Source organism: Pandoraea pnomenusa (assembly GCF_000767615.3).
Taxonomy (GTDB): Bacteria; Pseudomonadota; Gammaproteobacteria; order Burkholderiales; family Burkholderiaceae; genus Pandoraea; species Pandoraea pnomenusa.
The window spans coordinates 1906108-1930827 of the sequence record NZ_CP009553.3; the positions used below are offsets into that span (position 1 = coordinate 1906108).

Annotated in this window: 20 protein-coding genes and 1 pseudogene; 13 read left to right on the forward strand and 8 right to left on the reverse strand. The window is 64.8% G+C overall.

All coding sequences use genetic code 11. From position 1 onward, the window contains the following. The first annotated feature begins 21 nt into the window (after positions 1-21). Positions 22-2336 (forward strand): annotated as a pseudogene (locus LV28_RS32630) (UvrD-helicase domain-containing protein). Positions 2337-2431: 95 nt separating this feature from the next. Here the strand turns inward: LV28_RS32630 and LV28_RS32635 are convergent. The 3 genes from LV28_RS32635 to LV28_RS32645 all read right to left on the reverse strand — a co-directional run bounded on the left by LV28_RS32635 (position 2432) and on the right by LV28_RS32645 (position 4748). After that, complete coding sequence (locus LV28_RS32635; RefSeq protein WP_023595265.1) at positions 2432-3241, reverse strand: BPSS1780 family membrane protein; 810 nt, start codon at positions 3239-3241, stop codon at positions 2432-2434. A 31-nt stretch (positions 3242-3272) separates the two neighbouring features. Then, a complete protein-coding gene (locus LV28_RS32640; RefSeq protein WP_038618059.1) occupies positions 3273-4244 on the reverse strand; it encodes a homoserine kinase in 972 nt (323 codons plus the stop codon). A 135-nt stretch (positions 4245-4379) separates the two neighbouring features. After that, entirely contained in the window at positions 4380-4748 is a 369-nt protein-coding gene (locus LV28_RS32645; protein WP_023595267.1) for a hypothetical protein, read from the reverse strand. A 347-nt stretch (positions 4749-5095) separates the two neighbouring features. On the opposite strand from LV28_RS32645, the gene LV28_RS32650 reads away from it, so the two are divergent. Next, positions 5096-6334 carry a YeeE/YedE family protein gene (locus LV28_RS32650; RefSeq protein ID WP_081326846.1) on the forward strand — a complete coding sequence of 413 codons (1239 nt, stop codon included), beginning with the start codon at positions 5096-5098 and terminating at the stop codon, positions 6332-6334. A gap of 129 nt (positions 6335-6463) precedes the next feature. On the opposite strand, the gene LV28_RS32655 is transcribed toward LV28_RS32650, so the two are convergent. Further along, a complete protein-coding gene (locus LV28_RS32655; protein ID WP_023595269.1) occupies positions 6464-7198 on the reverse strand; it encodes an LOG family protein in 735 nt (244 codons plus the stop codon). Between LV28_RS32655 and polA the strand changes: the two genes are divergently transcribed. The 4 genes from polA to LV28_RS32675 all read left to right on the forward strand — a co-directional run bounded on the left by polA (position 7199) and on the right by LV28_RS32675 (position 13393). After that, on the forward strand, positions 7199-9937 hold the full coding sequence (gene polA, locus LV28_RS32660) for a DNA polymerase I (RefSeq protein WP_038618056.1): 2739 nt from the start codon (positions 7199-7201) through the stop codon (positions 9935-9937). A gap of 158 nt (positions 9938-10095) precedes the next feature. Then, on the forward strand, positions 10096-11490 hold the full coding sequence (locus LV28_RS32665) for an NAD(P)/FAD-dependent oxidoreductase (RefSeq protein ID WP_038621255.1): 1395 nt from the start codon (positions 10096-10098) through the stop codon (positions 11488-11490). A gap of 76 nt (positions 11491-11566) precedes the next feature. Beyond that, complete coding sequence (locus tag LV28_RS32670; protein WP_038618053.1) at positions 11567-12442, forward strand: dienelactone hydrolase family protein; 876 nt, start codon at positions 11567-11569, stop codon at positions 12440-12442. Positions 12443-12631: 189 nt separating this feature from the next. Continuing rightward, positions 12632-13393, forward strand: coding sequence for a ZIP family metal transporter (locus LV28_RS32675; protein ID WP_257125744.1), 762 nt, complete (start codon positions 12632-12634; stop codon positions 13391-13393). A gap of 195 nt (positions 13394-13588) precedes the next feature. Here LV28_RS32675 and LV28_RS32680 read toward each other — a convergent pair whose 3' ends face one another. From LV28_RS32680 to LV28_RS32690, 3 genes are all read right to left on the reverse strand, one after another. Beyond that, the gene (locus LV28_RS32680; protein ID WP_025248921.1) at positions 13589-14473 is read right to left on the reverse strand and encodes a sulfurtransferase; all 885 of its coding nucleotides are present in this window, start codon (positions 14471-14473) and stop codon (positions 13589-13591) included. Between the two features lie 105 nt (positions 14474-14578). Next, positions 14579-15433 (reverse strand): DMT family transporter, encoded by an 855-nt coding sequence (locus LV28_RS32685; protein ID WP_023595275.1) that lies wholly within the window; start codon positions 15431-15433, stop codon positions 14579-14581. A 291-nt stretch (positions 15434-15724) separates the two neighbouring features. Next, on the reverse strand, positions 15725-16840 hold the full coding sequence (locus tag LV28_RS32690) for an aromatic ring-hydroxylating oxygenase subunit alpha (protein WP_023595276.1): 1116 nt from the start codon (positions 16838-16840) through the stop codon (positions 15725-15727). Positions 16841-17068: 228 nt separating this feature from the next. On the opposite strand from LV28_RS32690, the gene LV28_RS32695 reads away from it, so the two are divergent. The 4 genes from LV28_RS32695 to folE2 all read left to right on the forward strand — a co-directional run bounded on the left by LV28_RS32695 (position 17069) and on the right by folE2 (position 21482). After that, a complete protein-coding gene (locus tag LV28_RS32695) occupies positions 17069-17341 on the forward strand; it encodes an exodeoxyribonuclease VII small subunit (RefSeq protein WP_023595277.1) in 273 nt (90 codons plus the stop codon). 109 nt (positions 17342-17450) lie between these two features. After that, positions 17451-18347: a polyprenyl synthetase family protein gene (locus LV28_RS32700; protein WP_023595278.1), complete on the forward strand. Its 897-nt coding sequence runs from the start codon at positions 17451-17453 to the stop codon at positions 18345-18347. Positions 18348-18549: 202 nt separating this feature from the next. Next, positions 18550-20463: a 1-deoxy-D-xylulose-5-phosphate synthase gene (dxs, locus tag LV28_RS32705; RefSeq protein WP_023595279.1), complete on the forward strand. Its 1914-nt coding sequence runs from the start codon at positions 18550-18552 to the stop codon at positions 20461-20463. A gap of 209 nt (positions 20464-20672) precedes the next feature. Further along, positions 20673-21482, forward strand: coding sequence for a GTP cyclohydrolase FolE2 (gene folE2 / locus LV28_RS32710; protein ID WP_023595280.1), 810 nt, complete (start codon positions 20673-20675; stop codon positions 21480-21482). A gap of 104 nt (positions 21483-21586) precedes the next feature. On the opposite strand, the gene tsaD is transcribed toward folE2, so the two are convergent. Then, positions 21587-22618: a tRNA (adenosine(37)-N6)-threonylcarbamoyltransferase complex transferase subunit TsaD gene (gene tsaD / locus LV28_RS32715; protein WP_023595281.1), complete on the reverse strand. Its 1032-nt coding sequence runs from the start codon at positions 22616-22618 to the stop codon at positions 21587-21589. A 305-nt stretch (positions 22619-22923) separates the two neighbouring features. Here tsaD and LV28_RS32720 point away from each other — a divergent pair, with 305 nt between their 5' ends. Genes LV28_RS32720 through LV28_RS32730 form a run of 3 tightly spaced genes read left to right on the forward strand, consistent with a single transcriptional unit; the run spans position 22924 to position 24668 of the window. Then, entirely contained in the window at positions 22924-23484 is a 561-nt protein-coding gene (locus tag LV28_RS32720) for a cytochrome b (RefSeq protein WP_023595282.1), read from the forward strand. A gap of 48 nt (positions 23485-23532) precedes the next feature. Continuing rightward, entirely contained in the window at positions 23533-24129 is a 597-nt protein-coding gene (locus tag LV28_RS32725) for an undecaprenyl-diphosphatase (protein ID WP_038618048.1), read from the forward strand. A gap of 47 nt (positions 24130-24176) precedes the next feature. Further along, entirely contained in the window at positions 24177-24668 is a 492-nt protein-coding gene (locus LV28_RS32730; protein WP_029753827.1) for a DUF2127 domain-containing protein, read from the forward strand. Positions 24669-24720 lie beyond the last annotated feature (52 nt).

The window sequence follows — 24720 nt, forward strand, 5'->3', positions numbered from 1 at the left end:
CACTCGAAATTCCTTCCCGACATGCCCGATCTGCTCGCCAACCTGAACCCCGAACAACTGGCCGCCGTGACCCTTCCGGACGAGCCGGCCCTCATTCTGGCGGGGGCGGGTTCCGGCAAGACGCGCGTGCTCACCACGCGCATCGCCTGGCTGATCCAGCAAGGCCACGTGAGCCCGGCCGGCATCCTGGCGGTGACCTTCACCAACAAGGCCGCCAAGGAAATGCAGGCCCGTCTTGGCGCCATGTTGCCGATCAGCACGCGCGCGATGTGGATCGGCACCTTCCACGGCCTGTGCAACCGCATGTTGCGCGCCCACTTCCGCGACGCCGGACTGCCGCAGAGCTTCCAGATCCTCGATCAGGCCGACCAGCTCTCGGCCATCAAGCGGATGATGAAGGCGGCCAACGTCGACGACGAGAAGTATCCGCCGAAGAACCTGCAATATTTCATCAACAACGCCAAGGAGCAGGGCCTGCGCCCGCATGAGGTCGAGGCCAACGATGCCTTCAACCAGAAGTTCGTCGAGCTGTATTCGGCCTATCAGGAGCAATGTCAGCGCGAGGGCGTGGTCGATTTCGCCGAGCTGCTGCTGCGCTGCTTCGAGCTGCTCAAGCACAACGAGCCGTTGCGGGTGCATTACCAGACGCGCTTCCGGCACATCCTCGTCGACGAGTTCCAGGACACCAACAAGCTCCAGTACGCCTGGCTCAAGATGCTCGCAGGTTCGAATGCCGCGGTTTTCGCGGTGGGCGACGACGATCAGAGTATCTACGCGTTTCGTGGCGCCAACGTCGGCAATATGGCCGACTTCGAGCGTGAATTCCGGGTTCGCCACCTGATCAAGCTCGAGCAGAACTACCGCTCGCACGGCAACATTCTGGATGCGGCCAACGCGCTGATCTCGAACAACGCGCGGCGCCTTGGCAAGAACCTGCGCACCGATGCAGGGCATGGTGAGCCGATTCGTGTGTACGAGGCGCCGACGGATCTCCAGGAAGCGAGCTGGCTCGTCGACGAGATCAAGGCGCTGGTCGCCCAGGGGTTGTCGCGGCAGGACATCGCCATCCTGTACCGCAGCAACGCCCAGTCTCGCGTGATGGAACATGCGCTCGTGGGCGCGGGCATTGCCTATCGGGTGTACGGTGGCCTGCGCTTTTTCGAGCGTCAGGAAGTCAAGCACGCGCTCGCCTACCTGCGCCTGATCGAGAATCCGAACGACGACACGGCCTTCGCCCGCGTCGTGAATTTCCCGACGCGCGGCATCGGCGCGCGCTCGCTCGAGCAACTGGCCGACGCCGCGCGTCTGTACAACTGCTCGATGTACGCGGCGGTGCCGTACATGACCGGCAAGGCGGGCACGAACCTGACATCGTTCGTGCGTCTGATCGAGCAGATGCGTCACGCCACGGAGCGCCTCACGCTGCCCGAAGTCGTCACGCATGTGATCGACGCGAGCGGGCTGGTGGCGCACTATCAGACGGAGAAGGAAGGGCAGGATCGCATCGAGAACCTGCAGGAGCTCGTGCACGCCGCCACCGCGTTCATTGCGGAGGAGGGCTATGGACTCGATGCGCCGGCACGGCTGATCGCGATGCGTCCGGCGTTGCCCGGTGCGCCCGACGTGCTGGCGTCGCCCGACGGCGTGGTCGACGCCGACACGCCGGTCGAGATGACACCGCTGGCCGGATTCCTGTCGCATGCGTCGCTCGAAGCGGGTGACAACCAGGCCGAAGCCGGACAGGACGCAGTGCAGCTCATGACCGTGCACGCGGCCAAGGGCCTGGAGTTCACGGCCGTTTTCGTCACCGGCCTGGAAGAGGGGCTGTTCCCGCACGAGAACAGTGCGCTCGAACTCGACGGGCTCGAGGAAGAGCGCCGGCTGATGTACGTGGCGATCACACGCGCGAAGGAGCGCCTCTACCTGTCGTTCACGCAAAGCCGCATGCTCCACGGCCAGACGCGATACAACATTCGCTCGCGCTTCTTCGACGAAATTCCCGAGGAAGTCCTCAAGTTCCTCACCCCGCGTGCCCAGCCGGGCGCGCGCTTGCCGCAGGCCGAGCCGGCCTGGGGCGTGACTGGTTTGCGCGGCCGAGTGCGCCGAAGCAGGACGAGTGGGCGGCCACCCGGTCGGAAAAGGCGCTGGCCGATCGGTCGCGTGCCTCCGAGACCGGCTTCAAGCTGGGTCAGGGCGTTTTCCACACCAAGTTCGGCGAGGGCAAGATCATCGGTCTGGAGGGCACGGGCGACGAAGCGCGGGCGCATGTGAAGTTCGGCCGTCACGGCGAGAAATGGCTGGCGCTGGCTGTGGCGAAGTTGCAACCGATCGAGTGAGCCCGGGAGGCGGGCGCTCGCATCAGGCTCCCACGGAGCCCGAATGATGAAAAAAAGGCACCCACGGGTGCCTTTTTTCATGGTCGTTCGAACGCTTACGCCTCGGGCGGTGCGACGTTCGGATCGATGGCGCCGATTTCCTGGACGCCAAAACAGCCGCGATAGCTTGCGTAAAAGGAGCAATACAGCACGGCCGTGAACAGGATCGAATACGGCATGAGCACGAGCATCGCGTATTGATGAACGCCCATGGCAGCCATCAACAGCGCGAAGACGAGCGGAACGGCAGTCGCCACGACGGCCGTGCAAAGTCCGTAGACGATGAATGCGCGCAGATTGCGCACGCACGCCGTCCAGCTGAAGAACAACGCCTTGATGGGCGGAATGTCGTGCCAGGCGACGAGCACCGGCGCGAACCAGAACATCATCGCGACCGGAATGTAGGCCACGGCGGCGGCGAGCATCGCCTGGCCCATCGAACCGTTCATCAGCGATTCCTCGCTGATGCGTCCGCCGAAGAGCATCTTGCCCAGCAGGTCCCCGCCGTCGAACAGGGCCGAGAACAGGAACACAAAGGCCATGGCCACGATGTAGTAGCCGCCGAGCATGAGCAACCGGCGCGAGACTTCCTTGCCGTGGCCGCGGAAGCCGTCGAGCAGTACCGGGGGCAACACCGGCTTGTTCTTGATGATGTCGCGGCAGGCCGCCATGAAGCCGACGGACAGGCCGGGGATGAACAGCAGCGGCAGGAAGGCGCCCACGATCGGCAGGATCGACAGCACCATCACGCCGAACAGGTAGGCGAAGAGCAGCGTCAGAATGGCGAGCGGATTCTTGCGGAACAGCCAGATGCCCTGGCGTAGCCACACATAGCCACTCTTCGGCGGGACTTCAAGCAATTGCATAGGGTTCGAATGACTCCGGTGGAGCGTCGGGTTACAGCCAGGGAATGGAAACGGCTTCGATGCGTTGGCGCAGGATTCGTTCGAAATGCCGGGGATCGTGCGGCTTGAGCATCTCGGCGGCCCGCGGCAAATGAAAATCATACAGGCGCGAGAGCCAGAAGCGCAGCGCGCCCGCACGCAGCATGTCGCGCCAGTGCGACGCCTCGCCGTCGGTGAGCGGCCGCACGGTCTCGTAGGCGCGCAGCATCGCATGCACCCGGGCGTCGTCAAGCATGCCGCTCGACAGGTCGCAGCACCAGTCGTTGACCGTCACGGCCAGATCGAACAGCCACTTGTCGCAACCGGCGAAATAAAAATCGAAGAATCCGCCCAGCCGCGGCGAGCCGTCCGGCGCGGTGTCGAACAGGACATTGTCGCGAAACAGATCGCAGTGGCACGGCCCGGCCTGCATCGCGCGATAGGCGTCCGACGCGAAGAAGGCTTCCTGATGCGCCATCTCGCTCTCGAGCAATGCGCGCTCGGCGTCGCTCAGGAAGGGGAGCACTTCGGGCGCGGCCTCGCGCCACCACGGCAAGCTGCGCAGGTTGGCCTGCTCCAGCGTGTAGTCGCGGCCCGCGAGGTGCATGCGCGCGAGCATCGCCCCAACGTGGGCGCAGTGTTCCGGCGTGGGGGCGAGTTCGGAGCGGCCGGCGAGCTTGGTGACGATGGTTGCCGGCTTGCCGTTCAATTCGCCGAGAATCTCGCCTGCGCGATCCGGCACGGGGTCCGGCACCGGCACGGCGTGATGCGCCAGATGCCCCATCAATTGCAGGTAAAACGGCAATTGCGTGGCCGTGAGCTTCTCGAACAGCGTCAGCACGAACTCGCCGCGCTCGGTCGTCAGGAAGTAATTGGTGTTCTCGATGCCGGAACTGATGCCCCGGAAGTCCAGGACTTTCCCCAAATCGTAGCGTTGCAGCCACTGTGCGAGCTGCTCGGGCGAGACGGAAGTGAAAACGGCCATGCGTGCGTTGAGTGGAGGTGCCTCAGACAAACGGCCCGCGCATGGGCAGCGGGCCGTGGGTTCGAGGCAGAAAAAAAGCAGGCGCGCCGCACTTCGGTACGCGGCGCGCGCAAGCGCGTCAGATTACCAGAGGCGTCAGAACTTCAGGCCGACGGACGGCAGGCGGTCGTTTTGCGACGTGTTGTCGCGCGAACGCGGCGCGTTGTCGGGCGGCGTGGTCAACTGGTAGTTGGTCCCGAAACGTGAGTGAACGTCGATTTCGGTCGGCTTGCCGCGATCGCGGTACTCGGTCACGGTCGTGCCCTGATCGTTGACGTAGAAGGCCGGTTTGCGCTCCTGGTTCACATCGACGGACGAATTGCTGGAGGCCGCGGCACGGGCGTCGGCTTCGCGTTTGGCGGCTTGCGCGGCGGTTTCCTTGCCATTCTGGGCAAACGCATGACCGGCGAGCAGTAGGCCGGCACCGAACAGCAGGGGCAGGGCACGGGAAAAGCGCGTTTTCATCATTATTCTCCGAGGGCGGGAACCTGCGGGTGCCGTGCGGCGCAAACCGGATGCGTGAGGCGGGTTCCAATGTCTCCATTCTATCAAACGTCCCCCGCTTCGCATCGTGAAATCGCGCGGAATCCGCCGTGGTTGCTTGGCTGCGGCTCGTCCATGCGCGAGCGCGAAGCGGCGGGGCGGGCATTCGGAGTGAATGACGGCCTTGCTGCGAAGATTTTCCATATTTCCGTCGGTTATATGTGAATCACGAAACCATCGTTTTCGTCGGGGTCGGATTCTGGCATTCTGCGCTATTGTCCCAATGGGCGGCCACGTGCCGCCCATCTGCATTCCGGAGTCAGAACGTCATGTCGTCTTCCACTGCCTCGGCCGCCATCAAAACGGCCCCGCCTTCCCCCTCGTCTTCCTACAACGCCCGCCCGCTCGTTGTCGCGCTCGTGCTGATCGCCGTGGGCATCGCCTACTTGCAAGCCACGGTCGGACCCAGGCAGGCCGCGCTTGCCGGCGTGGGGGCGTTGCTCGGCGTGACCCTGTATCACGCGGCGTTCGGCTTCACGTCGGCCTGGCGTGTCTTTATCGCCGATCGTCGCGGCGCCGGTCTGCGCGCGCAGATGATCATGCTGGCCGTCGGCGTAGTGCTCTTCTTCCCCGCGCTGGCCGACGGCACGCTGTTCGGCAACAAGGTGGCCGGGTTCGTGTCGCCGGTGGGCGTGTCGGTGGCGTTCGGTGCGTTCATGTTCGGTATCGGCATGCAGCTCGGTGGCGGTTGCGCGTCGGGCACGCTATATACGGTCGGCGGTGGCAGCACGCGCATGATCGTCACGCTCGCGGCCTTTGTCGTCGGCTCGGTGGTGGCCACGGCGCATCTGCCGTGGTGGGAGGCGCTGCCGCACATCAAGCCGGTCTCGCTGGTGAAGGCCTGGGGCCTGTGGCCCGCGCTCGTGGCGAACCTGGCGTTGTTTGCCGCTATCGGCACGTTCACGCTCTGGGCGGAAAAGCGTCGCCATGGCCGTATCGTCGGTGCGCCGATGACGCGCAGCGCCAAGGGCACACCCGCGCTGCTGCGCGGCCCATGGCCTTTGCTCTGGGGCGCGTTGGCACTCGTGCTGCTGAACTACGCGACGCTGGCGTTGGCCGGTCGTCCGTGGGGCGTGACATCGGCGTTTGCGCTGTGGGGTGCGAAGGCCTTCATGGCGATGGGGATCGACGTGGCGTCGTGGCCGTATTGGGCCAAGCAGGCGAATGTCCTCAATGCGCCGGTGGCGCAGGACGTCACCACGGTCATGGACATCGCCATCATTCTCGGCGCGCTCGCGGCAGCGTCGATCGCCGGCAAGTTCGCGCCGGTCTGGAAGATTCCGGTGCGCTCGCTGATCGCGGCGGTCGTGGGCGGCCTGCTGCTCGGCTATGGCGCGCGTCTCGCGTATGGCTGCAATATCGGCGCCTATTTCAGCGGTATCGTCTCGGGCAGCCTGCACGGTTGGCTGTGGCTTGTCGCGGCATTCCTGGGCAACGTTCTGGGCACACGCCTGCGTCCGCTGTTCGGCCTCGAGGTGGAGACGACGCCGCGCGAAACCGGCTGCTGATCCCGGGCGGGCAAATCGCCCTGTGCGGCTGACCGGTCGTCGAGGATCGGTCGGCGATAAAAAAATACGGCGCCTGCGAGAGTCTCGCGGCGCCGTATTCGCTTGGGGGCTCGCCGGTCGGCCGCCCGCTCACAGATAGAACATCTTCTCGCTGGTTTCCGTCTCGGGTTCGATGTGACCGTCGTAGAACGCGAAAACGGCCTTGAGGATGTCGTCCGGGTCGTCGATGACCTGAACCAGATCCAGATCCTTCTCTCCGATGAGCCCCATCGGCAACATGGTCGAGCGCACCCAGTCGAGCAGGCCTTTCCAGAATTCGGTGCCCACGAGAATCACGGGGACTTGACGCGACTTCTGTGTCTGGATGAGGGTCAGGACTTCGGACAGTTCATCGAGCGTGCCGAAGCCGCCGGGCATGATCACGAAGGCGTCCGAGTTCTTCACGAACGTGACCTTGCGCGTGAAGAAGTGGCGAAAACGCAGCGAGATGTCCTGCCACTGATTGCCCTTCTGTTCGTGCGGCAGTTCGATGTTCAGCCCCACGGTCGGCGAAGCCCCGCCGTGCGCGCCCTTGTTGGCCGCTTCCATGATGCCGGGGCCGCCGCCGGAGATCACCGCAAACCCGTTGTCGGAGAATTTGCGGGCGATGGTCATCGTCAGTTTGTAGAACGGTGACTTCGGTTTGATGCGTGCGCTGCCGTAGATGCTCACGGCCGGCCGGATCTCGGAGAGGTACTCGGTGGCCTCGATGAACTCTGCCATAATCGTGAACATCTGCCACGACGCGCGCGCCTTTTTGGCTGTGGCGCGCTCATGGTCTGCCAGCATGCGCAGACTCGGTATTTCTTTTCTTCTCTTGGTCATATGTCGGAACAGCAAAGTCTGGAAGGTAAGACGCTCTTATTGGTCGATGGTTCGAGTTATCTGTATCGAGCCTATCACGCCCTGCCGGATTTGCGCGGCCCCAACGGTGAACCCACCGGGGCCCTTCACGGCATCGTCAACATGCTGCGCCGCATGCGTAAAGACGTACACGCAGAGTATAGCGCCTGCGTTTTCGACGCCAAGGGCAAGACGTTTCGCGACGATTGGTACCCCGAATACAAGGCGCATCGACCGGCGATGCCCGACGATCTGCGTGCGCAGATCGAGCCCATTCACGAGGCCGTGCGCGCCATGGGCTGGCCGCTGCTGATGATCGACGGCGTGGAAGCCGATGACGTCATCGGCACACTGGCCAGGCAGGCCGTCGCGCGCGGCATGCGCGTGGTCGTCTCGACCGGCGACAAGGATCTGGCGCAGCTCGTCAACGAGAACGTGACGCTCGTGAACACGATGACCAACGAGACGCTGGACATCGCCGCCGTGACCGCGAAGTTCGGCGTGCCGCCCGAGCGCATCGTCGACTACCTGACCCTCGTGGGCGATACCGTGGACAACGTGCCGGGGGTCGAGAAGTGCGGCCCCAAGACGGCCGTCAAATGGCTCACGCAGTACGGCGATCTCGACAACCTCGTGGCCAATGCGGAGCAGGTCAAGGGCGCGGTCGGCGAGAACTTGCGCCGCGCGCTGGACTGGCTGCCGATGGGCCGCAAGCTCGTGACGGTCGCGGTCGATTGCGATCTCGCCCCTCAGGTCACCTCCATCGAAGCCAGCCTCCAGACCCAGCCCGAAGATGCCGAGACGTTGCGCGACTTCTTCGCGCGCCACGGCTTCAAGACATTGCTGCGTGAAGCGCAGACCGCGGTAGCGGTCCAGGCCGGCGAGGCGGCACCGGCGCCGGTGGCCGACACCATCGAACGAGAATACGACGCCGTGCTCACGTGGGCGCAGTTCGACGCGTGGCTCAAGATCATCGAGGCCGCCGAACTCACGGCATTCGACACCGAGACGACGTCGCTCGACGCGATGCAGGCGCAGCTCGTCGGCCTGTCGTTCTCATGCGAGCCGGGACGCGCAGCATACATTCCCGTTGCCCACCGCGCGCCGGGCGAAGTCGAGCAATTGCCGCGCGATGAAGTGCTCGCGCGCCTGAAGCACTGGCTGGAAAGTCCGGACCACAAGAAGGTCGGGCAGAACCTGAAGTATGACGCGCACGTGCTGGAGAATTACGGCATCGAGCTGGGCGGTATCGCCCACGACACGCTGCTCGAGTCGTACGTGCTCGAGTCGCATCGCAATCACGACATGGACAGCCTCGCGTCGCGCCATCTGGGTGTGACGACGGTGAAGTACGAGGACGTGTGCGGCAAGGGCGCCAAGCAGATCGGGTTCGACGAAGTGAGTGTCGAGCGCGCGACCGAGTACGCCGCCGAGGACGCCGACATCACGCTGCGCCTGCATCGCGCGCTCTACCCCGATGTCGCGCGCGAGGCCACGCTCGAATTCGTCTACGCCAATATCGAGATGCCCACCGCGCGCGTGCTCCAGCGCATGGAGCGCAACGGCGTGCTCGTCGATACGGCGCGCCTGGCCGCGCAGAGCGACGAAATCGGCCACAAGCTCATCGCGCTCGAAGCCGAGGCGTTCACGCTCGCCGGGCAGCAGTTCAATCTGAACTCGCCCAAGCAGATCGGCGACATCTTCTTCACGCAGTTGCAGTTGCCCGTCGTGAAGAAGACGGCGAGCGGCGCGCCGTCGACCGATGAAGAAGTACTTCAGAAGCTGGCCGAGGATTACCCGCTGCCGAAGGTGCTGCTCGAGTATCGAGGTCTGGCCAAGCTCAAGTCGACGTATACGGACAAGCTGCCGAGGATGGTCAATCCGTCGACTGGCCGGGTCCACACGAACTACGCGCAAGCCGTGGCGATCACCGGGCGTCTGGCATCGAACGATCCGAACCTGCAGAACATTCCGGTGCGCACCCCCGAGGGCCGGCGCATTCGCGAGGCATTCGTGGCACCTCCGGGCAGTCAACTGGTTTCGGCCGACTACTCGCAGATCGAGCTGCGCATCATGGCGCACATTTCGGGCGACGAAAGCCTGCTGCGCGCGTTCGCCAACGGCGAGGACATTCACCGTGCCACCGCGGCCGAGATCTTCGCCGTCACGCCGCTGGAGGTATCTTCCGAGCAGCGCCGCTACGCCAAGGTCATCAACTTCGGTCTGATCTACGGCATGAGCGCGTTTGGACTGGCAGCGAACCTCGGTATCGAGCGCGATGCCGCCAAGCAATACATCGACCGCTACTTCATGCGATATCCGGGTGTGGCGCGTTACATGGACGAGACACGCAAGAGCGCCAAGGCGCGCGGCTACGTGGAGACGGTCTTCGGGCGCCGCCTGTGGCTGCCGGACATCAACGGTGGCAACGGCCCGCGCCGTCAGGCGGCCGAGCGCGCTGCCATTAATGCGCCCATGCAGGGAACGGCCGCCGACCTCATCAAGCTGTCGATGATCGCCGTGCAGCGCTGGCTGGACGACAGCGGCATGCAGACGCGTCAGATCATGCAGGTGCACGACGAACTGGTGCTCGAGGTGCCCGATCACGAATTGGCGGAAGTTCGCAAGCGCTTGCCGGAGCTGATGTGTGGCGTGGCGAAGCTTCGCGTGCCGCTCGTGGCCGAAGTCGGCGTGGGCGAAAACTGGGAGCAGGCGCACTGACGCGGCGGCGCGCTGTGGCGATCAGCGGCACGCAATAGCGGGAATAGGGTGGGCGGCATACCCGAAGTCCGTACTCTGCGGTAAGGTAATCGCTATCGCCGGTCGAGCGGACGCCGACCGGCCGGACGGTTTTCCAGGCACGGGGAGTTATCGTGAGTGTGCATCGTATCGTTGTGGTCGGCGGTGGCGCCGGCGGTCTCGAACTCGTCACCCGGTTGGGCGACAAGTACGGGCGTGGCAAGGACGTTCGGATTACGTTGGTCGATCGTTCGTCCTCGCACATCTGGAAACCGTTGCTGCACGAGGTCGCGGCCGGTGTGATGGACACCGCGACGCATCAGCTCTCCTACGTCGCGCAAGCCAACTGGCATCACTTCGAGTTCGCGGCGGGCGAGATGATCGGGCTCGATCGCGAGGCGAAGACCATTCGCCTGGCGGCGCTGCCCGCGGCGCCCGACGAAGGCGAGGGCGATCTGCTGCCCGAGCGCACGCTGCCGTATGACACGCTCGTGCTGGCCATTGGCAGCACGACCAACTTCTTCGGCGTGCCCGGCGCGCAGGAAAACACTATCGCGCTCGATACCGTCGAGCAGGCCGAACGTTTCCGCCGTCGCCTGATGGCGGCGTGCGTGCGGGCGCAAAACGCGGCCGAGGAATTCCCGTCACCGGGCGGCCAGACCGCGGCGAACGGTGCGGGTACGACGAACGATGCCGCTGTGGACGGGGCGCCGCTCCCGGGGCAGCCGCCCGCACGCCCGAAGGTCAATCTCGTCATCGTCGGGGCGGGCGCCACGGGCGTGGAGCTGTCGGCCGAGCTGCGCAATACCGCTGAAGTGCTGCGCTCCTACGGGCTCAGGCTCGACCCGCGCAAGGATGTGCGCATTACCATCATCGAATCGAGCCCGCGCATTCTGAAGGCGTTGCCCGAACGTGTGTCGGGCGCCGTGGCCGGCCTGCTCGGCAAGCTCGACGTCGACATCCTGTGCGGCGATTCCGTGGCCGAGGTCCGCAAGCATGAAGTCACGACCACCGGCGGCAAGGTGCTGCCGGCCGACATCACCGTCTGGTCGGCGGGGATTACGGCGCCGGCAGTGCTCGGCACACTGGGGCTTGCCGTCAATCGTCTGAACCAGATCGAAGTGCTGCCCACGCTGCAGAGCAAGTCCGATCTCGACATCTTCGCGTTCGGCGACTGCGCCAGTTGCGAGTGGCCCGAGCACGGATTCGTGCCCCCGCGCGCGCAGGCCGCGCACCAGCAGGCGAGTTTCCTGGTGAAGGCCATCGACGCGCGCCTGAAGGGGCAAGCCCTGCCGACGTTCACCTATCGCGATTTCGGCTCACTCGTGTCGCTGGGCAAGTTCAGCGCGGTGGGCAACCTGATGGGCGGGCTGATCGGCGGCAGCATGTTCATCGAGGGCTTGTTCGCCCGGGTGATGTACACGTCGCTCTATCGCATGCACGTCGCCGCGCTGCACGGCGTGTGGCGCATGATGCTCGATACGGTCGCCAACCGCCTGCGTCGCTCCACCGTTCCGCGTGTGAAACTGCACTAGTTCCGGGTAATATCCGAACGTCCGGCCTTCGGGCCGGTGACCCGTCTCGCCTTTTCAATTCTCTCTGGAGTGCGACATGACGCAAGCGGATCTGGATAGTCTCGTGCCCGAAGTGGCGCCGCGCAATCGCCGTGATTTCCTGAAGACGGCCGTGGGCTCGGCGTTCGCGTTGGCGGTATTGCCCGTGGCTGCAGAAACGATCACCACCGACACGCAGGGACTCGACGCGGGCGAGACGCTGCTCGACGTGCCGGGCGTCAAGATGCCGGTGTACTACGCCAGGCCCGCCGGCAAGACGCACCTGCCGACGGTGATCGTCGTCTCCGAGATCTTCGGCGTGCATCAGCACATCGCCGATATCTGTCGCCGCTTCGCCAAGCTCGGCTACTTTGCGCTCGCGCCCGAACTGTTTTCTCGGGCCGGCGATCCGCAGTCGCTCGGCACGATCGCGGAAATCCAGTCGCAGATCGTTGCCAAAACACCGGACAACCAGGTGCTCGGCGACATCGATGCCACGGTCAAGTGGGCGGTCGCCAATGGCGGCGACGAAAAGCGCCTCGGGATCACGGGCTTCTGCTGGGGCGGGCGCATCACCTGGCTGTATAACGCCCATAACCCGAACGTGAAGGCGGCGGTGGCCTGGTACGGACGCATCGTCGGCGACAAGAGCGCGAACTTCCCGGCCAACCCGATCGACGTCGCCGGCAGGCTGCACGGCCCGCTGCTCGGCCTGTACGGGGGCAAGGACACGGGGATTCCGGTGGCGAGCGTCGAGCAGGCGCGCGAAGCGCTGGCGAGGGGCGACGCCGCGTCGAAGGCGTCCGAGCTCAAGGTGTTCCCGAACTCCGGTCACGCCTTCTTCGCGGACTACCGGTCGAGCTACGTCGAGGCCGATGCCCGGGCGGGCTGGAAGGACGCGCTGGCGTGGTTCCGCAAGCACGGTGTAGCCTGAGCACGAGGCAGCCGCACGGCGGGGGCGACGCGCCATTGCCCGCCTGTTTGCCTGTCACGGCAAAAGCTGGTTAAATCGCCGGCTTGCCCGCGGGAGAACGACCATCGACGCCACTTTTCTTTTCATCGTTATCGCCACGCTTGCCTCTGGCGTCCTGAGCCTTGCAGGCGCGGCGTCGCTGCCCCGGGCGTGCTCTCCAGGCTCATCGACAAGATGGTGAGTTTCTCGGCGGGCGTATTGCTCGGCACGGCGTTGCTGCATCTGCTGCCGGAGAGCCTGGAGTCTCACGTCGACGCGCACGTCATCACTCGGTGGCTCCTGGGCGGATTGCTTGGGTTTTTTCTGCTGGAGAAGCTGGCGCTGCTGCGCCACAGTCACCATCATGAGGGCGACGGGCATCATCACGAACACGGACACGACGCCCACGAAGCCGGCAAGGGCGGCTGGATGATTCTGGTGGGCAGCGCGATCCACAACTTCGCCGACGGCGTGGTGATCGCGGCGGCGTTTCTGACCGACCCGCGCCTTGGGGTGGCGGCAACCGTGTCGATCACGGTGCATGAGGTGGCGCACAAGCTGGGCGACTTCATGGTGCTGCTCAACGCGGGGTTCAAGCGCCGCAAGGCCCTGGTGCTGACGCTGGCGTCGAGCCTGACGGCCTTGCTCGGCGGCGTGCTCGGCTACTTCATGCTCGACCGACTGCAGAGCCTGATCCCCTACCTGCTGGCGCTCGCGGCGAGCAGCTTCCTCTACATCGCCGTGTCGGACCTGATGCCGCAGATGCAGCGCCGCACGTCGCCGCGCGACGCGCTGCCGCAGATCCTGCTGATCGGCGTAGGCCTCGCTCTGGTGATCTGGCTCAACGGGCACGATCACGAACATGGCCATGGACACGGGCGTGAACGGGACGAACCGGGCAGCGCGCTCGCCATGTCCGCGCCGAGGCGCTAGTCGCTGGCCGACCTTGACCCGTGGACGCCAGCCGGCGTTGAGCGCCAGGCGGTAGGGCCGTGGGCAACGCGCCCCGCTGGCTGTCGGGCAGAAGCAAAAATGGGCGTCCCGAGGGGCGCCCATTTTCGTTCACGTGGATTCACGTGCAATTTTCACGTGCAATCGCGGGCAACTGCGCGTGCGATGCGTCGTGGATCAGGGTTGCGCGCCCGTCGCGACGGGGCGGCGCTTGTCGGCGCACCATTCGCTCCACGATCCCGCATACAGACTTGCGCCGTGCAGTCCGGCGACTTCCATCGCAAGCAGGTTGTGGCAAGCCGTCACGCCGGAGCCGCACTGCGCGATGACGCGCTCGGGCTGGCGCTCCTTGCCGAGGACCGTCATGAAATCCTCGCGAAGCGCGGCGGCGGGCTTGAAGCGGCCGTCGGGCCCAAGGTTGTCCTTGAAGAAGCGATTGACGGCGCCGGGAATGTGGCCGCCGATCGGGTCGATGGTCTCGTTCTCGCCCCGATACCGATCCGGCGACCGCGCGTCGACGATGAGCCGTTCGTGCGAGCTCAGGTTACGCTCGATCGCGGCGGCATCGGCGGTCGTGGCGAGCGGCTCGCCGGGGGTGAAGTCGCCCGGGGGCGGGGCTTCCGGCGGGGCGGCATCGAGCTTGAAGCCCGCCGCCTGCCAGGCCTGCAGTCCGCCGTCGAGCACCGCCACCGACTCGTGGCCCAGCCAGCGTAGCAGCCACCAGAGCCGGGCCGCGTACATGCCGCCCTGCGCGTCGTAGGCGACGACCTGCTGCTTCCTGGACAACCCGCACGCGGCGAGCTGGCGCACCAGCGCATCGCGCTCGGGCAGTGGGTGACGGCCATTCTTGCCGGTTGGCTTGCCGGAAAGGTCGCGCTCGAGGTGAGCATAGAACGCGCCGAAAATGTGGCCCTCGACATAAGCCGCTTCGCCGGCCGCCGGGTTGGCGAGATCGAAGCGGCAGTCGAAGATGACCACCGGGGCGCCGCCACCGGCGGCGGTTTGCATCAGCGCGTCGAGATTTTGCGCACTGATGAGCGTGGTGAAGTGCGTGTGAGTCATGACATCTCCGCAGACGGGCGTGGGGGAAACGTTCAGCGGGAACGGATCGGGTTGCCTGCTTGCCGGAGCGAGCGCCTGAGCGGCCGAGCGCGACGGTGCGTGCGATCAGGCCGTCGGCTGCGGCCGTCGCAGCGCCGTCATGCCGCTCGCCACGATCAGCAGCATGCCGATCCAGCCGGCCAGCGCGGGCCAATCGCCCCAGACAAGCATGCTGATCAGTGTAGCGAAGATTACGCCGGAATATTGCAGATTCGCGGTGACCAGCGTGTTGCCCAGGCTGAACGCCCGGGTGAGTGCGGTCTGCGCGATGAGCGCGGCGATGCCGATGCCCAGCATCAGGCCGGCGCCACGCCAGGTGAGGGCGTGCATGCCGTCGATCGCCACCCAACCCAGCCCGAGCAACACGCCGCCGAGCGAGAAATAGAAGACGATGCGCCAGTCCGGTTCGCCGGCGGCGCCGAGTTCCTTGACCTGCATGTAGGCTACGGCCGAGAACACGCCGGAAATCACGCCCGCCACACCGCCGCCCCATGCCTGGCTGTCGATGGTCGGCTGCAGCAGCAGCGCGACGCCCACAAACCCGGCGAAGATCGCGGCGACGAGACGGAAGTCGGTGCGCAGGCTGCCTCGCATCGCCGCGGTCGCCATCACGATCAGCGAGATCCAGATCGGCGACATGTAATTGAGCGTCATCGCCGTGGAGAGCGGCAGTTGCGTCAGCGAAAAAAACCACAGGCCCAGCGAGATCACGCCGGCCGTGCTGCGCTTGATGTGGGAGCCAAGGTGTCGAGTGCGAATCGTCTGGCCCCGCGCCCGGGCGATCACCAGCAGCACGATCACGCCGATCAAACTGCGATAGAGCACGATTTCGCCGGTGTTGTATTCGTTTGCCGCCAGCTTGATGCAGAGCCCCATCAGCGTGAACATGAAGGCGGAGACCAACATCCAGAGCGATTGCATGGCAAATTGGGTGAATTGGGCGAATGGGGCCGGTGATCGGCCACAAAGTGCAGGGCCGACGCGGCGCGGGGTGTGCGATGCGTGAGCGACGCGTGCGGCACACGGGGTGACCGAGCGGTCATGGCTGAAGCATGGCGACGATTCTAACGAAAACGGCGGGCGCATGGCCCGCCGTTCGGCGAATTTTCGGCAAATATTTAATTCAGTCTCGCCCGCGCCACACGTTCACCCGAAAATGTCCGTGGCCCGGGGCGACGTCTCACGCGGTGAGACGTGCGCGTTCCCGGTGCTTCAGAAGTCCCCCATCTGGCGACGGAGGAATTCGTGGAAGTGCTGCATGCCGTCTTCCATCGGGCTCTGGTAGGGGCCGACTTCCGACACGCCGCGCTCGTATAGGGCGCGACGACCGGCATCCATGCGCTCGGCAATCTCGTCGTCCTCGCGTGCCGTCTCCATATAGGCGGCACGCTCGGCTTCGATGAATTCGCGCTCGAACAGTGCGATCTCCTCAGGGTAATAGAATTCGACGATGTTGGTCGTCTTCTGCGGCCCTCGGGGAATCAGCCACGATACCACCAGCACGTGCGGATACCACTCGATCATCAGATGCGGGTAGTACACCATCCAGATCGCGCCGAAGTCGGGCGGAACGCCTTCGCGATAACGCAGCAGCACGTCATGCCACTGGCGATAGATCGGACTGCCGGGCTTGGCGAGGCCTTCGTGCACGCCCACCGTCTGCACGCTGTACCAGTCGCCGAATTCCCAGCTCAGGTCTTCGCACGAGACGAAGCTGCCCAGCCCGGGGTGGAACGGCACGACGTGGTAGTCCTCGAGGTAGACCTCGATGAACGTCTTCCAGTTGTAGTTGCATTCGTGAACTTCGACGTGATCGAACATGAAATTCGAAAAGTCGAGATGGTGCTTCACGCCCAGACGGGCGAGATCGGCCTGCACATCGCGGCCCTCGGCTTCGAACAGCAAGCCGTTCCAGCGTTGCAGCGGGAACTTGGCGAGGTTCAGGCAGGGCTTTTCCGGGAAGTGCGGCGCGCCGAGCAGTTCGCCCTTCGTGTCGTACGTCCAGCGATGCAGCGGGCACACGATGTTGGGCGTGTTCCCGCGACCATTGAGCATGACCGCCTGACGATGACGACAGACGTTCGAGAGCAGTTCCACGCCGCCTTGCCCGTGTGCGCCGTTGCGCACGAGCATGCGCCCTTCCTGCTCCGCCGGGAGGGCGAAATAGTCGCCCGCTTCCGGCACCATCAGTTCATGGCCCACGTAACGCGGGCCGTGTTTGAAGAGGACTTCACGTTCGCGAGCAAGGAGCGCCTCGTCGAAATACGTGTAGACCGGCAATTGGCTCGAGGCCGGTTTCAATTGCAAAGCGCTGCTTAGATTGGACATTCCCACTCCCGTCTAGCTTGAAAGCAGTGAACAACCCAACCATCGAAAATTCGATTTAGGGGAACCGACGATTATACCCGGTATGTGTCTCAGGGGGCCGCTAAGTCCATGATTTGCGTTAAATAATGTCCGAAAATTGTCATCCGGACCGGATTTCAGGCAATTTACGCTCTGCGAGCTAGTCCGCTTTTGCCGTAAAATGGAACATTCGACCCGAATTTTGCGTTTATGGCCAAGACTGCAAAGTCGCAAGACGCGGCGCCCGAGGTGCCGCAAGACCTGCCCGAGACCTACGAGGCTGCGCTTGCCGAGCTGGAAAAGCTCGTCGGGCGCATGGAGGGCGGTGAGCTGGGACTGGAGGAATCGTTGGGCGCCTATCGGCGCGGCGCCGTGCTGGTGAAGTATTGCCAGGGCCTGCTCGAGAAAGTCGAGCAGCAGGTCAAGGTGCTCGAAGGCGAGACGCTCAAGCCGCTCGAGCCGACGACGCGCGACGAGTTCTGACCGGCATCCGGCAGGACACGGCAAGACCCACGACCCAAAGCGCGCCCGGGCTGCCCCGGGCGACGCAATAACACGCACGGCCCGGTCGGGTACGTGCAGGACGAAGACGATGGCGGATCAGAATATCAAGGCCTGGATGCAGGCGGTACAGGCCCGTGTGGAACAGGCGCTCGACGCCGCGCTGCCGGGTGAGGCCGACGGTGGCTCGGCCCGGCTCAATGAATCGATGCGATACGCTGTGCTCGGCGGCGGCAAGCGGGTGCGCCCGCTACTGTGCTTCGCGGCCGGCGAGGTGACGCAGGCGAGCGAGACCGCGCTCGCGCGAGCCGCCTGCGCCGTGGAAATGATCCATGCCTACTCGTTGGTGCACGACGATCTGCCGTGCATGGACGATGACGATCTGCGCCGGGGCAAGCCCACGGTGCACGTGCAGTACGACGAAGCGACCGGCCTGCTGGCGGGCGATGCGCTGCAAACGCAGGCATTTGTGCTGCTGGGCGAGGCGACCGGCGACCTGAGCGCGGCGCAGTCGCTCGCGCTGGTGCGCGAACTGGCGCTCGCCTCCGGTGCGCTCGGCATGGCGGGTGGCCAGGCGATCGATCTGGAGAGCGTGGGCATCAAGCTCACGCAGTCGCAACTGGAAAACATGCATCGGCTGAAGACGGGTGCGCTGCTGCGCGCGTCGTTGCGCATGGGCGCCATTTGCGGCCGTGCGCTGTCGGACGACGAAACGGTGGCGCTCGATGCGTACGCCGCCGCCGTCGGTCTCGCGTTCCAGGTCGTCGATGACATTCTCGACACGACGGCCGATTCGGCGACGCTGGGCAAGACGGCCGGCAAGGACGCCGCCAACGACAAGCCGACCTATGTGTCGCTGATGGGGCTGGACGGCGCGCGCGCCTACGCGGAAAAGCTGCGAGCGGACGCCCACGCCGCGAGCGTATCGCTGGGCAACGCGGAACGTCTGCGCGCGCTGGCCGATTACGTGGTGGATCGCATCAACTGACCTTCATTCCCCGGGAATGGCAGGGCAGGGAAGTTTGAGACGGCCTCCGGTGGCACGAATTACGGGATCCGGGGCGGTTTGCAGTAGAACAAGCAAGGGGCAAGGAGGGTCGGCGCGGTCTCCCCACAGAGCGCACCGGCAGGAGATCGGAGCGGGTGCACTGGGGGCGCCGGCCGATAAAACGCCTATCTATGGAACGACGATGTACGAACTGTTAAATACCATCGATGACCCGGCCGCGTTGCGGCGTCTGGAGCGTCGTCAACTTGCGCCGTTGGCCGAAGAGCTGCGCGCCTTCGTGCTCGAGAGTGTGTCGCGTACGGGCGGTCACTTGTCGTCCAATCTCGGTACGGTCGAGCTGACGATTGCGCTGCACTACGTTTTCAACACGCCGGAAGACCGCATCGTGTGGGACGTGGGGCATCAGAGCTACCCGCACAAGATCCTGACCGGGCGTCGCGAGGCCATGGGCTCGCTGCGTCAGCTCGGCGGCATCTCGGGTTTCCCGAAGCGCGACGAATCGCCGTACGACACGTTTGGCACGGCGCATTCGAGCACGTCGATTTCGGCGGCGCTCGGCATGGCGCTCGGTGCGCGCACCAAGGGCGAGGATCGCTTCGGCATCGCGGTGATCGGCGACGGCGCCATGACGGCGGGCATGGCCTTCGAAGCCATGAACAACGCCGGCGTGCACGAGGACGTGCCGCTGCTGGTCATCCTGAACGACAACGACATGTCGATCTCGCCGCCCGTCGGCGCGCTCAACCGGTACTTGGCGCGTCTGATGTCGGGCCGTTTCTACGCCGCCGCGAAGAAGGGCGTGGAGAAGGTGCTGAGCGTGGCGCCGCCCGTGCTGGAGCTTGCGCGCAAGCTCGAGGAACACGCCAAGGGCATGGTCGTGCCGGCCACGATGTTCGAGGAGTTTGGCTTCAACTACATCGGCCCGATCGACGGGCACGACCTCGATTCGCTGATCCCGACGCTCGAGAACATCAAGAATCTGAAAGGGCCCCAGTTCCTGCATGTGGTCACGCGCAAGGGCTATGGCTACAAGCTGGCGGAAGCCGATCCGGTGCTGTATCACGGCCCCGGCAAATTCAATCCGGCCGAAGGCATCAAGCCGAGCACCAGCAGCAAGAAGACCTACACGCAGGTTTTCGGCGACTGGCTGTGCGACATGGCCGCCGCGGACAAGCGGATCGTGGGGATCACCCCCGCCATGCGCGAAGGCTCGGGCCTGGTTGAATTCGAGAAGCGTTTCCCGGACCGTTATTACGATGTCGGCATCGCCGAGCAGCATGCGGTGACGTTTGCGGGCGGCATGGCGACCGAAGGGCTCAAGCCGGTGGTGGCGATCTATTCGACGTTCCTGCAGCGCGGTTACGATCAACTGATTCACGACGTCGCGCTGCAGAATCTTCCGGTACTGTTCGCGCTCGACCGTTCGGGCCTGGTGGGCGCCGACGGCGCCACCCATGCCGGCGCCTACGACATCGCGTATCTGCGTTGCATCCCGAACATGGTCGTGATGGCGCCCTCGGACGAAAACGAGTGCCGCCAGATGCTGTACACGGGCGTGCAGATCGACGGCCCGTCGGCCGTGCGTTATCCGCGTGGCGCGGGCACGGGGGCGGTCATCGAACAGACGATGACGGCGCTGCCGATCGGCAAGGGGGTTGTGCGTCGCGAAGGTCAGGCACCGGCCGGGCGTCGCGTGGCGATTCTCGCCTTCGGCAGCATGGTCGCGCCGGCCATGGCGGCAGCGGCGCAACTCGACGCCACGGTGGCCGACATGCGCTTCGTCAAGCCGATCGACGACGCGCTGATCGCCCGCCTCGCGCAGACGCACGACTATCTGGTGACGGTCGAAGAGGGCAGCATCATGGGCGGTGCGGGTTCCGCCGTGGCCGAATCCCTGCTCGCCGGTGGGGTTACCCGCCCCGTACTACAATTGGGGCTGCCCGACCGCTTCATCGATCACGGCGATCCGGCCTTGCTGCTGGCGGCCGAAGGACTCGATGCTGCCGGTATCGCGAAGTCGATCTGCGAGCGTTTCGATCTCAAGCCGGTCGAAGCCGCGCCGGCGGGCAAAGTTACGACGAAGCTCGTCGCCTGAGCGTCCGGTCGTCCTGAGCACGCGAACGATCCGGCTGCCATGCCGGATCGTTTCGTTTTGCGTTTTGCGTTTCGCATTTCTCGTCCCGTGCCGGGGATCTCCGGCACGTTCCCGATGACACGCGCCGGAGGCCCGCAAGCCGTGCGTCGGACACGTTTGCCCATTGCCTCCCCCCGAAGTCGGCTTGCCGGCAAAGAAGGAAGAATTCGATGAACCAGATGAACCCCGCTTTCGTCATGCCCGACGTGCAGAGCACGGTCGATACCCGGCAGATCCCGATTCAGCGCGTTGGCGTGCGCGGTGTACGTCATCCGCTGACGGTGCGCCTGACCGGTGGCGATACGCAGGCCACGGTCGGCATGTTCAATCTCGACGTGCATTTGCCGGCCGACCAGAAGGGCACGCACATGTCGCGCTTCGTGGCCTTGCTCGAGGAGAATCGCGTACCGATGGATGTCGCGGGCTTCCGCGCCATGCTCGACGGCATGCTGGAGAAGCTGGAGGCGCAAGCCGGGCGCATCGAAGTCACATTTCCGTACTTCATCAACAAGACGGCGCCGGTGTCGGGGGTGCGGAGCCTGATGGATTACGAAGTCACGCTCACGGGCGACGTGCGCGATGGCCAGACTCGCGTGTGGCTCAAGGTACTCGTGCCGGTCACAAGCCTTTGCCCGTGCTCGAAGAAGATCTCGCAGTATGGCGCGCACAATCAGCGCTCGCACATCACGATCGACGCCGAAATCGATGGCGATATCGCGGTCGAGGCGCTGGTGAAGATGGCAGAGGAGGAGGCGTCGTGCGAACTCTGGGGGCTTCTCAAGCGCCCGGACGAGAAGTACGTCACCGAGCGCGCGTATGAAAATCCGAAGTTCGTCGAGGATCTGGTGCGTGACGTGGCGACGCGTCTGAACGATGAACCTCGCATCGTCGCCTACGTACTTCAGGCCGAAAACTTCGAGTCGATCCACAATCACAGCGCCTACGCCGTGATCGAGCGCGACAAGCGTACGACCGTCTGATGCGGTGGCGTCCGCGTGGACGCGCCAGTGACAAAAAACCGCTCCGAGGAGCGGTTTTTTCATGCGTATTCGCCAATGCCCGGTGGGGGCGAGTCCGCGCAGTGTCAGGCGGCGCGGACGATGTCGGCGAGATCCCAGCGTGGGCGAACGGTGTAGGCGTACTCGCTGTCGGCTTCATCGGGCCAGTGCTTCAGCCGCATGGCGCCCGCGAAGGCAATCATTGCGCCGTTGTCGGTGCAAAACGCGAGATCGGGGTAATGCACGCGGTAACCGCGCCGACGCGCCGCTTCGTTGAGTCCGGCGCGAAGCTGTGCGTTGGCGCCCACGCCGCCCGCCACGACCAGCGTCTTCATGCCGGTTTGCTTGAGCGCGGCCATCGACTTGGACACGAGCACGTCGACGATGGCGTCGACGAAGCCGCGTGCGAGATCGGCTTTCTCCTGCTCGCACACGTTGCCGCCGAGATTGCGCACTTGCGTGAGCACGGCGGTCTTCAGGCCGCTGAAGCTGAAGTCGAGGTTGCCCGAGTGCTTCATCGGACGCGGCAAATCGAAGCGGCCCGGCGTGCCGAAGTCGGCCAGTCGCGAGACCGCGGGGCCGCCCGGATAGCCCAGGCCGAGCAGCTTGGCCGTCTTGTCGAATGCCTCGCCGGCGGCGTCGTCGAGGGTCTCGCCAAGCATCGCGTACTGACCGAACGCGCGCACTTCCATCAACTGCGTGTGTCCCCCCGAGACCAGCAGTGCCACGAACGGAAACGCGGGAGCGTCGGGCGCGAGCAGCGGCGAGAGCAGATGACCCTCGAGGTGGTGCACGCCGACGACCGGGCGATCGAGCGCAAACGCAAGGGCGTTCGCCACGCTGGCGCCCACCAGCAACGCACCGGCGAGTCCGGGGCCTTGCGTGTACGCGATGGCGTCGATTGCGCTCAGCGGCTTGCCGGCCTGCGCCAGCACCGCTTCGGCCAGTGGCAACGCACGGCGGATGTGATCGCGCGAAGCCAGTTCGGGCACCACACCGCCGTATTCGCGGTGCATGGCGATCTGCGAATGCAGGGCGTGCGAGAGCAGGCCGGCCTCGGTGTCGTAGAGGGCGAGCCCGGTTTCGTCGCAGGAGCTTTCAATGCCTAGAACCAGCATGGCGGAAGGAGTGCGTGCAGCAAATTGAGGGACAACCGGGAAGTATACCAGCGGCCCCTGCCGCCTGCCGGGGATTGCAGTATTCCCGCTTTCGGGGCGTTGTGCCTCGCGCTATCGGGTACGCGTTTCAATACGTCAAGCCAGTGAAAATGCCGTAGTGCGACGGCGGTTGCGCGCGCGTTTTCACCCGCGGCGGCGCTAAGTCAGCGCTAAGTGTCGTGCCGCAGAATCCGCATTCGGGAGCGACGGCAATCGGGCCGTCGGCAGACCCATCGACGTTTTCCATCGGTGGAAGAGAGGTCGTCATGAATCAAGCTGTCACGCGCTACGACACTGCGTCGCGCTATCTGCACTGGTTGACCGCGGCGTTGTTGGCCGCACAATTCGTCGTCGCCTGGACGATGCCCGACATCACGCGGCAAACGCCCGCGATCGGACTCGTGGCCTGGCACCTGTCACTTGGCGTGACGATTCTGGGGCTGGTCGCGATCCGGCTGATGTGGACGCGCGTTCGCCGCGCGCCGGCTCAAGGCGTGAAGTCGCGCCTGCAAGCGCTGGCCGCCGTGGCACACAAGGGCATCTACGCGTTGCTCGTGCTCGTGCCCGTATTGGGCTGGATCAATGCCTCCTCACGCGGCTACGGCGTCTCGCTACTTGGTGTGGTGCCATTGCCGGCGCTCGTGGCGCGCGGGTCTTCCTTCGGTCATAGCATGGGCGACGTCCATTCGTTGCTTGCCTACGGCTTGCTCGGCGCCATCGCCCTGCACATTTGCGGCGCACTCTATCACCACTGGGTACTGCGCGACGGCACCCTGCACAAGATGCTGCCCGTTCAGAAGCAGCCCAAACCCGGCGCTTATCAATAACGTTGGGTAACTTGGCCGCAACGGCGCGGCGATCGAATCGTCAATTTCATGGAAAACCTTAACGACACGCTTTTCCTGATGCTCAATGCCGGCGCGACGCCGGCTCCCTGGGCACTGGCGGTCGCGACATGCCTGGCCCAATACCTCATCATGCTTGTGCCGATCGGCCTGGGCGCGATGTGGTTGCACGCCGACGCTTCACGGCGGCGTGCGCTGGTCACGGCGGCAGTGGCCGGCGCCGTGGGGATGGCGATCAATCAGATGATCGGCTGGGTGTGGGTGCATCCCCGCCCGTTCATGGTGGGCCTGGGGCACACCTATCTCTTGCATGCCGCCGACAGCTCGTTTCCGAGCGATCACCTGACGCTGATCTGGTCGGTGGCGTTCGCGCTCCTGCTGCACCGGCGCACTCGTGCTGCGGGTGTGGCCGCGACACTGCTGGGTTTGCCGGTCGCCTGGGCGCGTATTTTTCTCGGCGTACACTTCCCGATGGACATGGCGGGCTCAGCCATCGTCGCCGTCATCTCGAGCTGGCTGGTGGCCCGGCGCATGCCGTGGCTGGTGGCGCCCGCGTACTGGCTGGCCGTGGGTGTGCATCAGAAGGTGTTTGCACGATGGATTGCGCGCGGTTGGGTGAGGGGATAGTCTCGCCATCATGACGAAACGGTGATATCGGTTGCGGAGCGTGAAGCGTGACAGGCTTGTCCAATGCGGCGGAGAAACGCCTTCATGGTCTTTTCGAGACGAGTTTGTGGATCAAGGCGCTCTTCGCATTGTCCGAGATCGTCGCCGGTGCGGCCGCCTACTTCATCCCCAGTCACGTCGTCCTGACGTTCGTGCTGCGAATCACGGGGCATGAACTGCGTGAGGATCCGCACGACGTCGTGGCCGGCGTCCTGCTCCATGCGGCTCAGCATTTGTCGCTCGGTTCGCAAGCGTTCGCCGCCGTTTATCTGCTTGCGCACGGCGTGCTCAAACTTTGGTTGATCGTGGGCCTGCTGCGCGAACGGCTCTGGATTTTTCCGGTTTCCGTCGTCATATTCGCGTTGTTCATTGCCTACCAGTTGTACCGGTACGCGCACACCCATTCGGTCTGGCTGATATTGTTATCGGTGCTCGATCTTGGCGTCATCGCGCTGACCTGGCATGAGTTTCGCCGAATCCAGCGCCGGGGGCGGCCCTGACCCGCTGAATGTCGGTTGGATTGCCGGCGTCGGTGGCGACATCGGATCATTG

Bases quoted from the DNA above. Each gene is read 5' to 3' on its own strand.
- LV28_RS32635 (WP_023595265.1), bottom strand. From the start codon at position 3,241: ATGCAATTGCTTGAAGTCCCGCCGAAGAGTGGCTATGTGTGGCTACGC.
- LV28_RS32640 (WP_038618059.1), bottom strand. From the start codon at position 4,244: ATGGCCGTTTTCACTTCCGTCTCGCCCGAGCAGCTCGCACAGTGGCTG.
- LV28_RS32645 (WP_023595267.1), bottom strand. From the start codon at position 4,748: ATGAAAACGCGCTTTTCCCGTGCCCTGCCCCTGCTGTTCGGTGCCGGC.
- LV28_RS32650 (WP_081326846.1), top strand. From the start codon at position 5,096: ATGTCGTCTTCCACTGCCTCGGCCGCCATCAAAACGGCCCCGCCTTCC.
- LV28_RS32655 (WP_023595269.1), bottom strand. From the start codon at position 7,198: ATGACCAAGAGAAGAAAAGAAATACCGAGTCTGCGCATGCTGGCAGAC.
- polA (WP_038618056.1), top strand. From the start codon at position 7,199: ATGTCGGAACAGCAAAGTCTGGAAGGTAAGACGCTCTTATTGGTCGAT.
- LV28_RS32670 (WP_038618053.1), top strand. From the start codon at position 11,567: ATGACGCAAGCGGATCTGGATAGTCTCGTGCCCGAAGTGGCGCCGCGC.
- LV28_RS32680 (WP_025248921.1), bottom strand. From the start codon at position 14,473: ATGACTCACACGCACTTCACCACGCTCATCAGTGCGCAAAATCTCGAC.
- LV28_RS32685 (WP_023595275.1), bottom strand. From the start codon at position 15,433: ATGCAATCGCTCTGGATGTTGGTCTCCGCCTTCATGTTCACGCTGATG.
- LV28_RS32690 (WP_023595276.1), bottom strand. From the start codon at position 16,840: ATGTCCAATCTAAGCAGCGCTTTGCAATTGAAACCGGCCTCGAGCCAA.
- LV28_RS32695 (WP_023595277.1), top strand. From the start codon at position 17,069: ATGGCCAAGACTGCAAAGTCGCAAGACGCGGCGCCCGAGGTGCCGCAA.
- LV28_RS32700 (WP_023595278.1), top strand. From the start codon at position 17,451: ATGGCGGATCAGAATATCAAGGCCTGGATGCAGGCGGTACAGGCCCGT.
- dxs (WP_023595279.1), top strand. From the start codon at position 18,550: ATGTACGAACTGTTAAATACCATCGATGACCCGGCCGCGTTGCGGCGT.
- folE2 (WP_023595280.1), top strand. From the start codon at position 20,673: ATGAACCAGATGAACCCCGCTTTCGTCATGCCCGACGTGCAGAGCACG.
- tsaD (WP_023595281.1), bottom strand. From the start codon at position 22,618: ATGCTGGTTCTAGGCATTGAAAGCTCCTGCGACGAAACCGGGCTCGCC.
- LV28_RS32720 (WP_023595282.1), top strand. From the start codon at position 22,924: ATGAATCAAGCTGTCACGCGCTACGACACTGCGTCGCGCTATCTGCAC.
- LV28_RS32725 (WP_038618048.1), top strand. From the start codon at position 23,533: ATGGAAAACCTTAACGACACGCTTTTCCTGATGCTCAATGCCGGCGCG.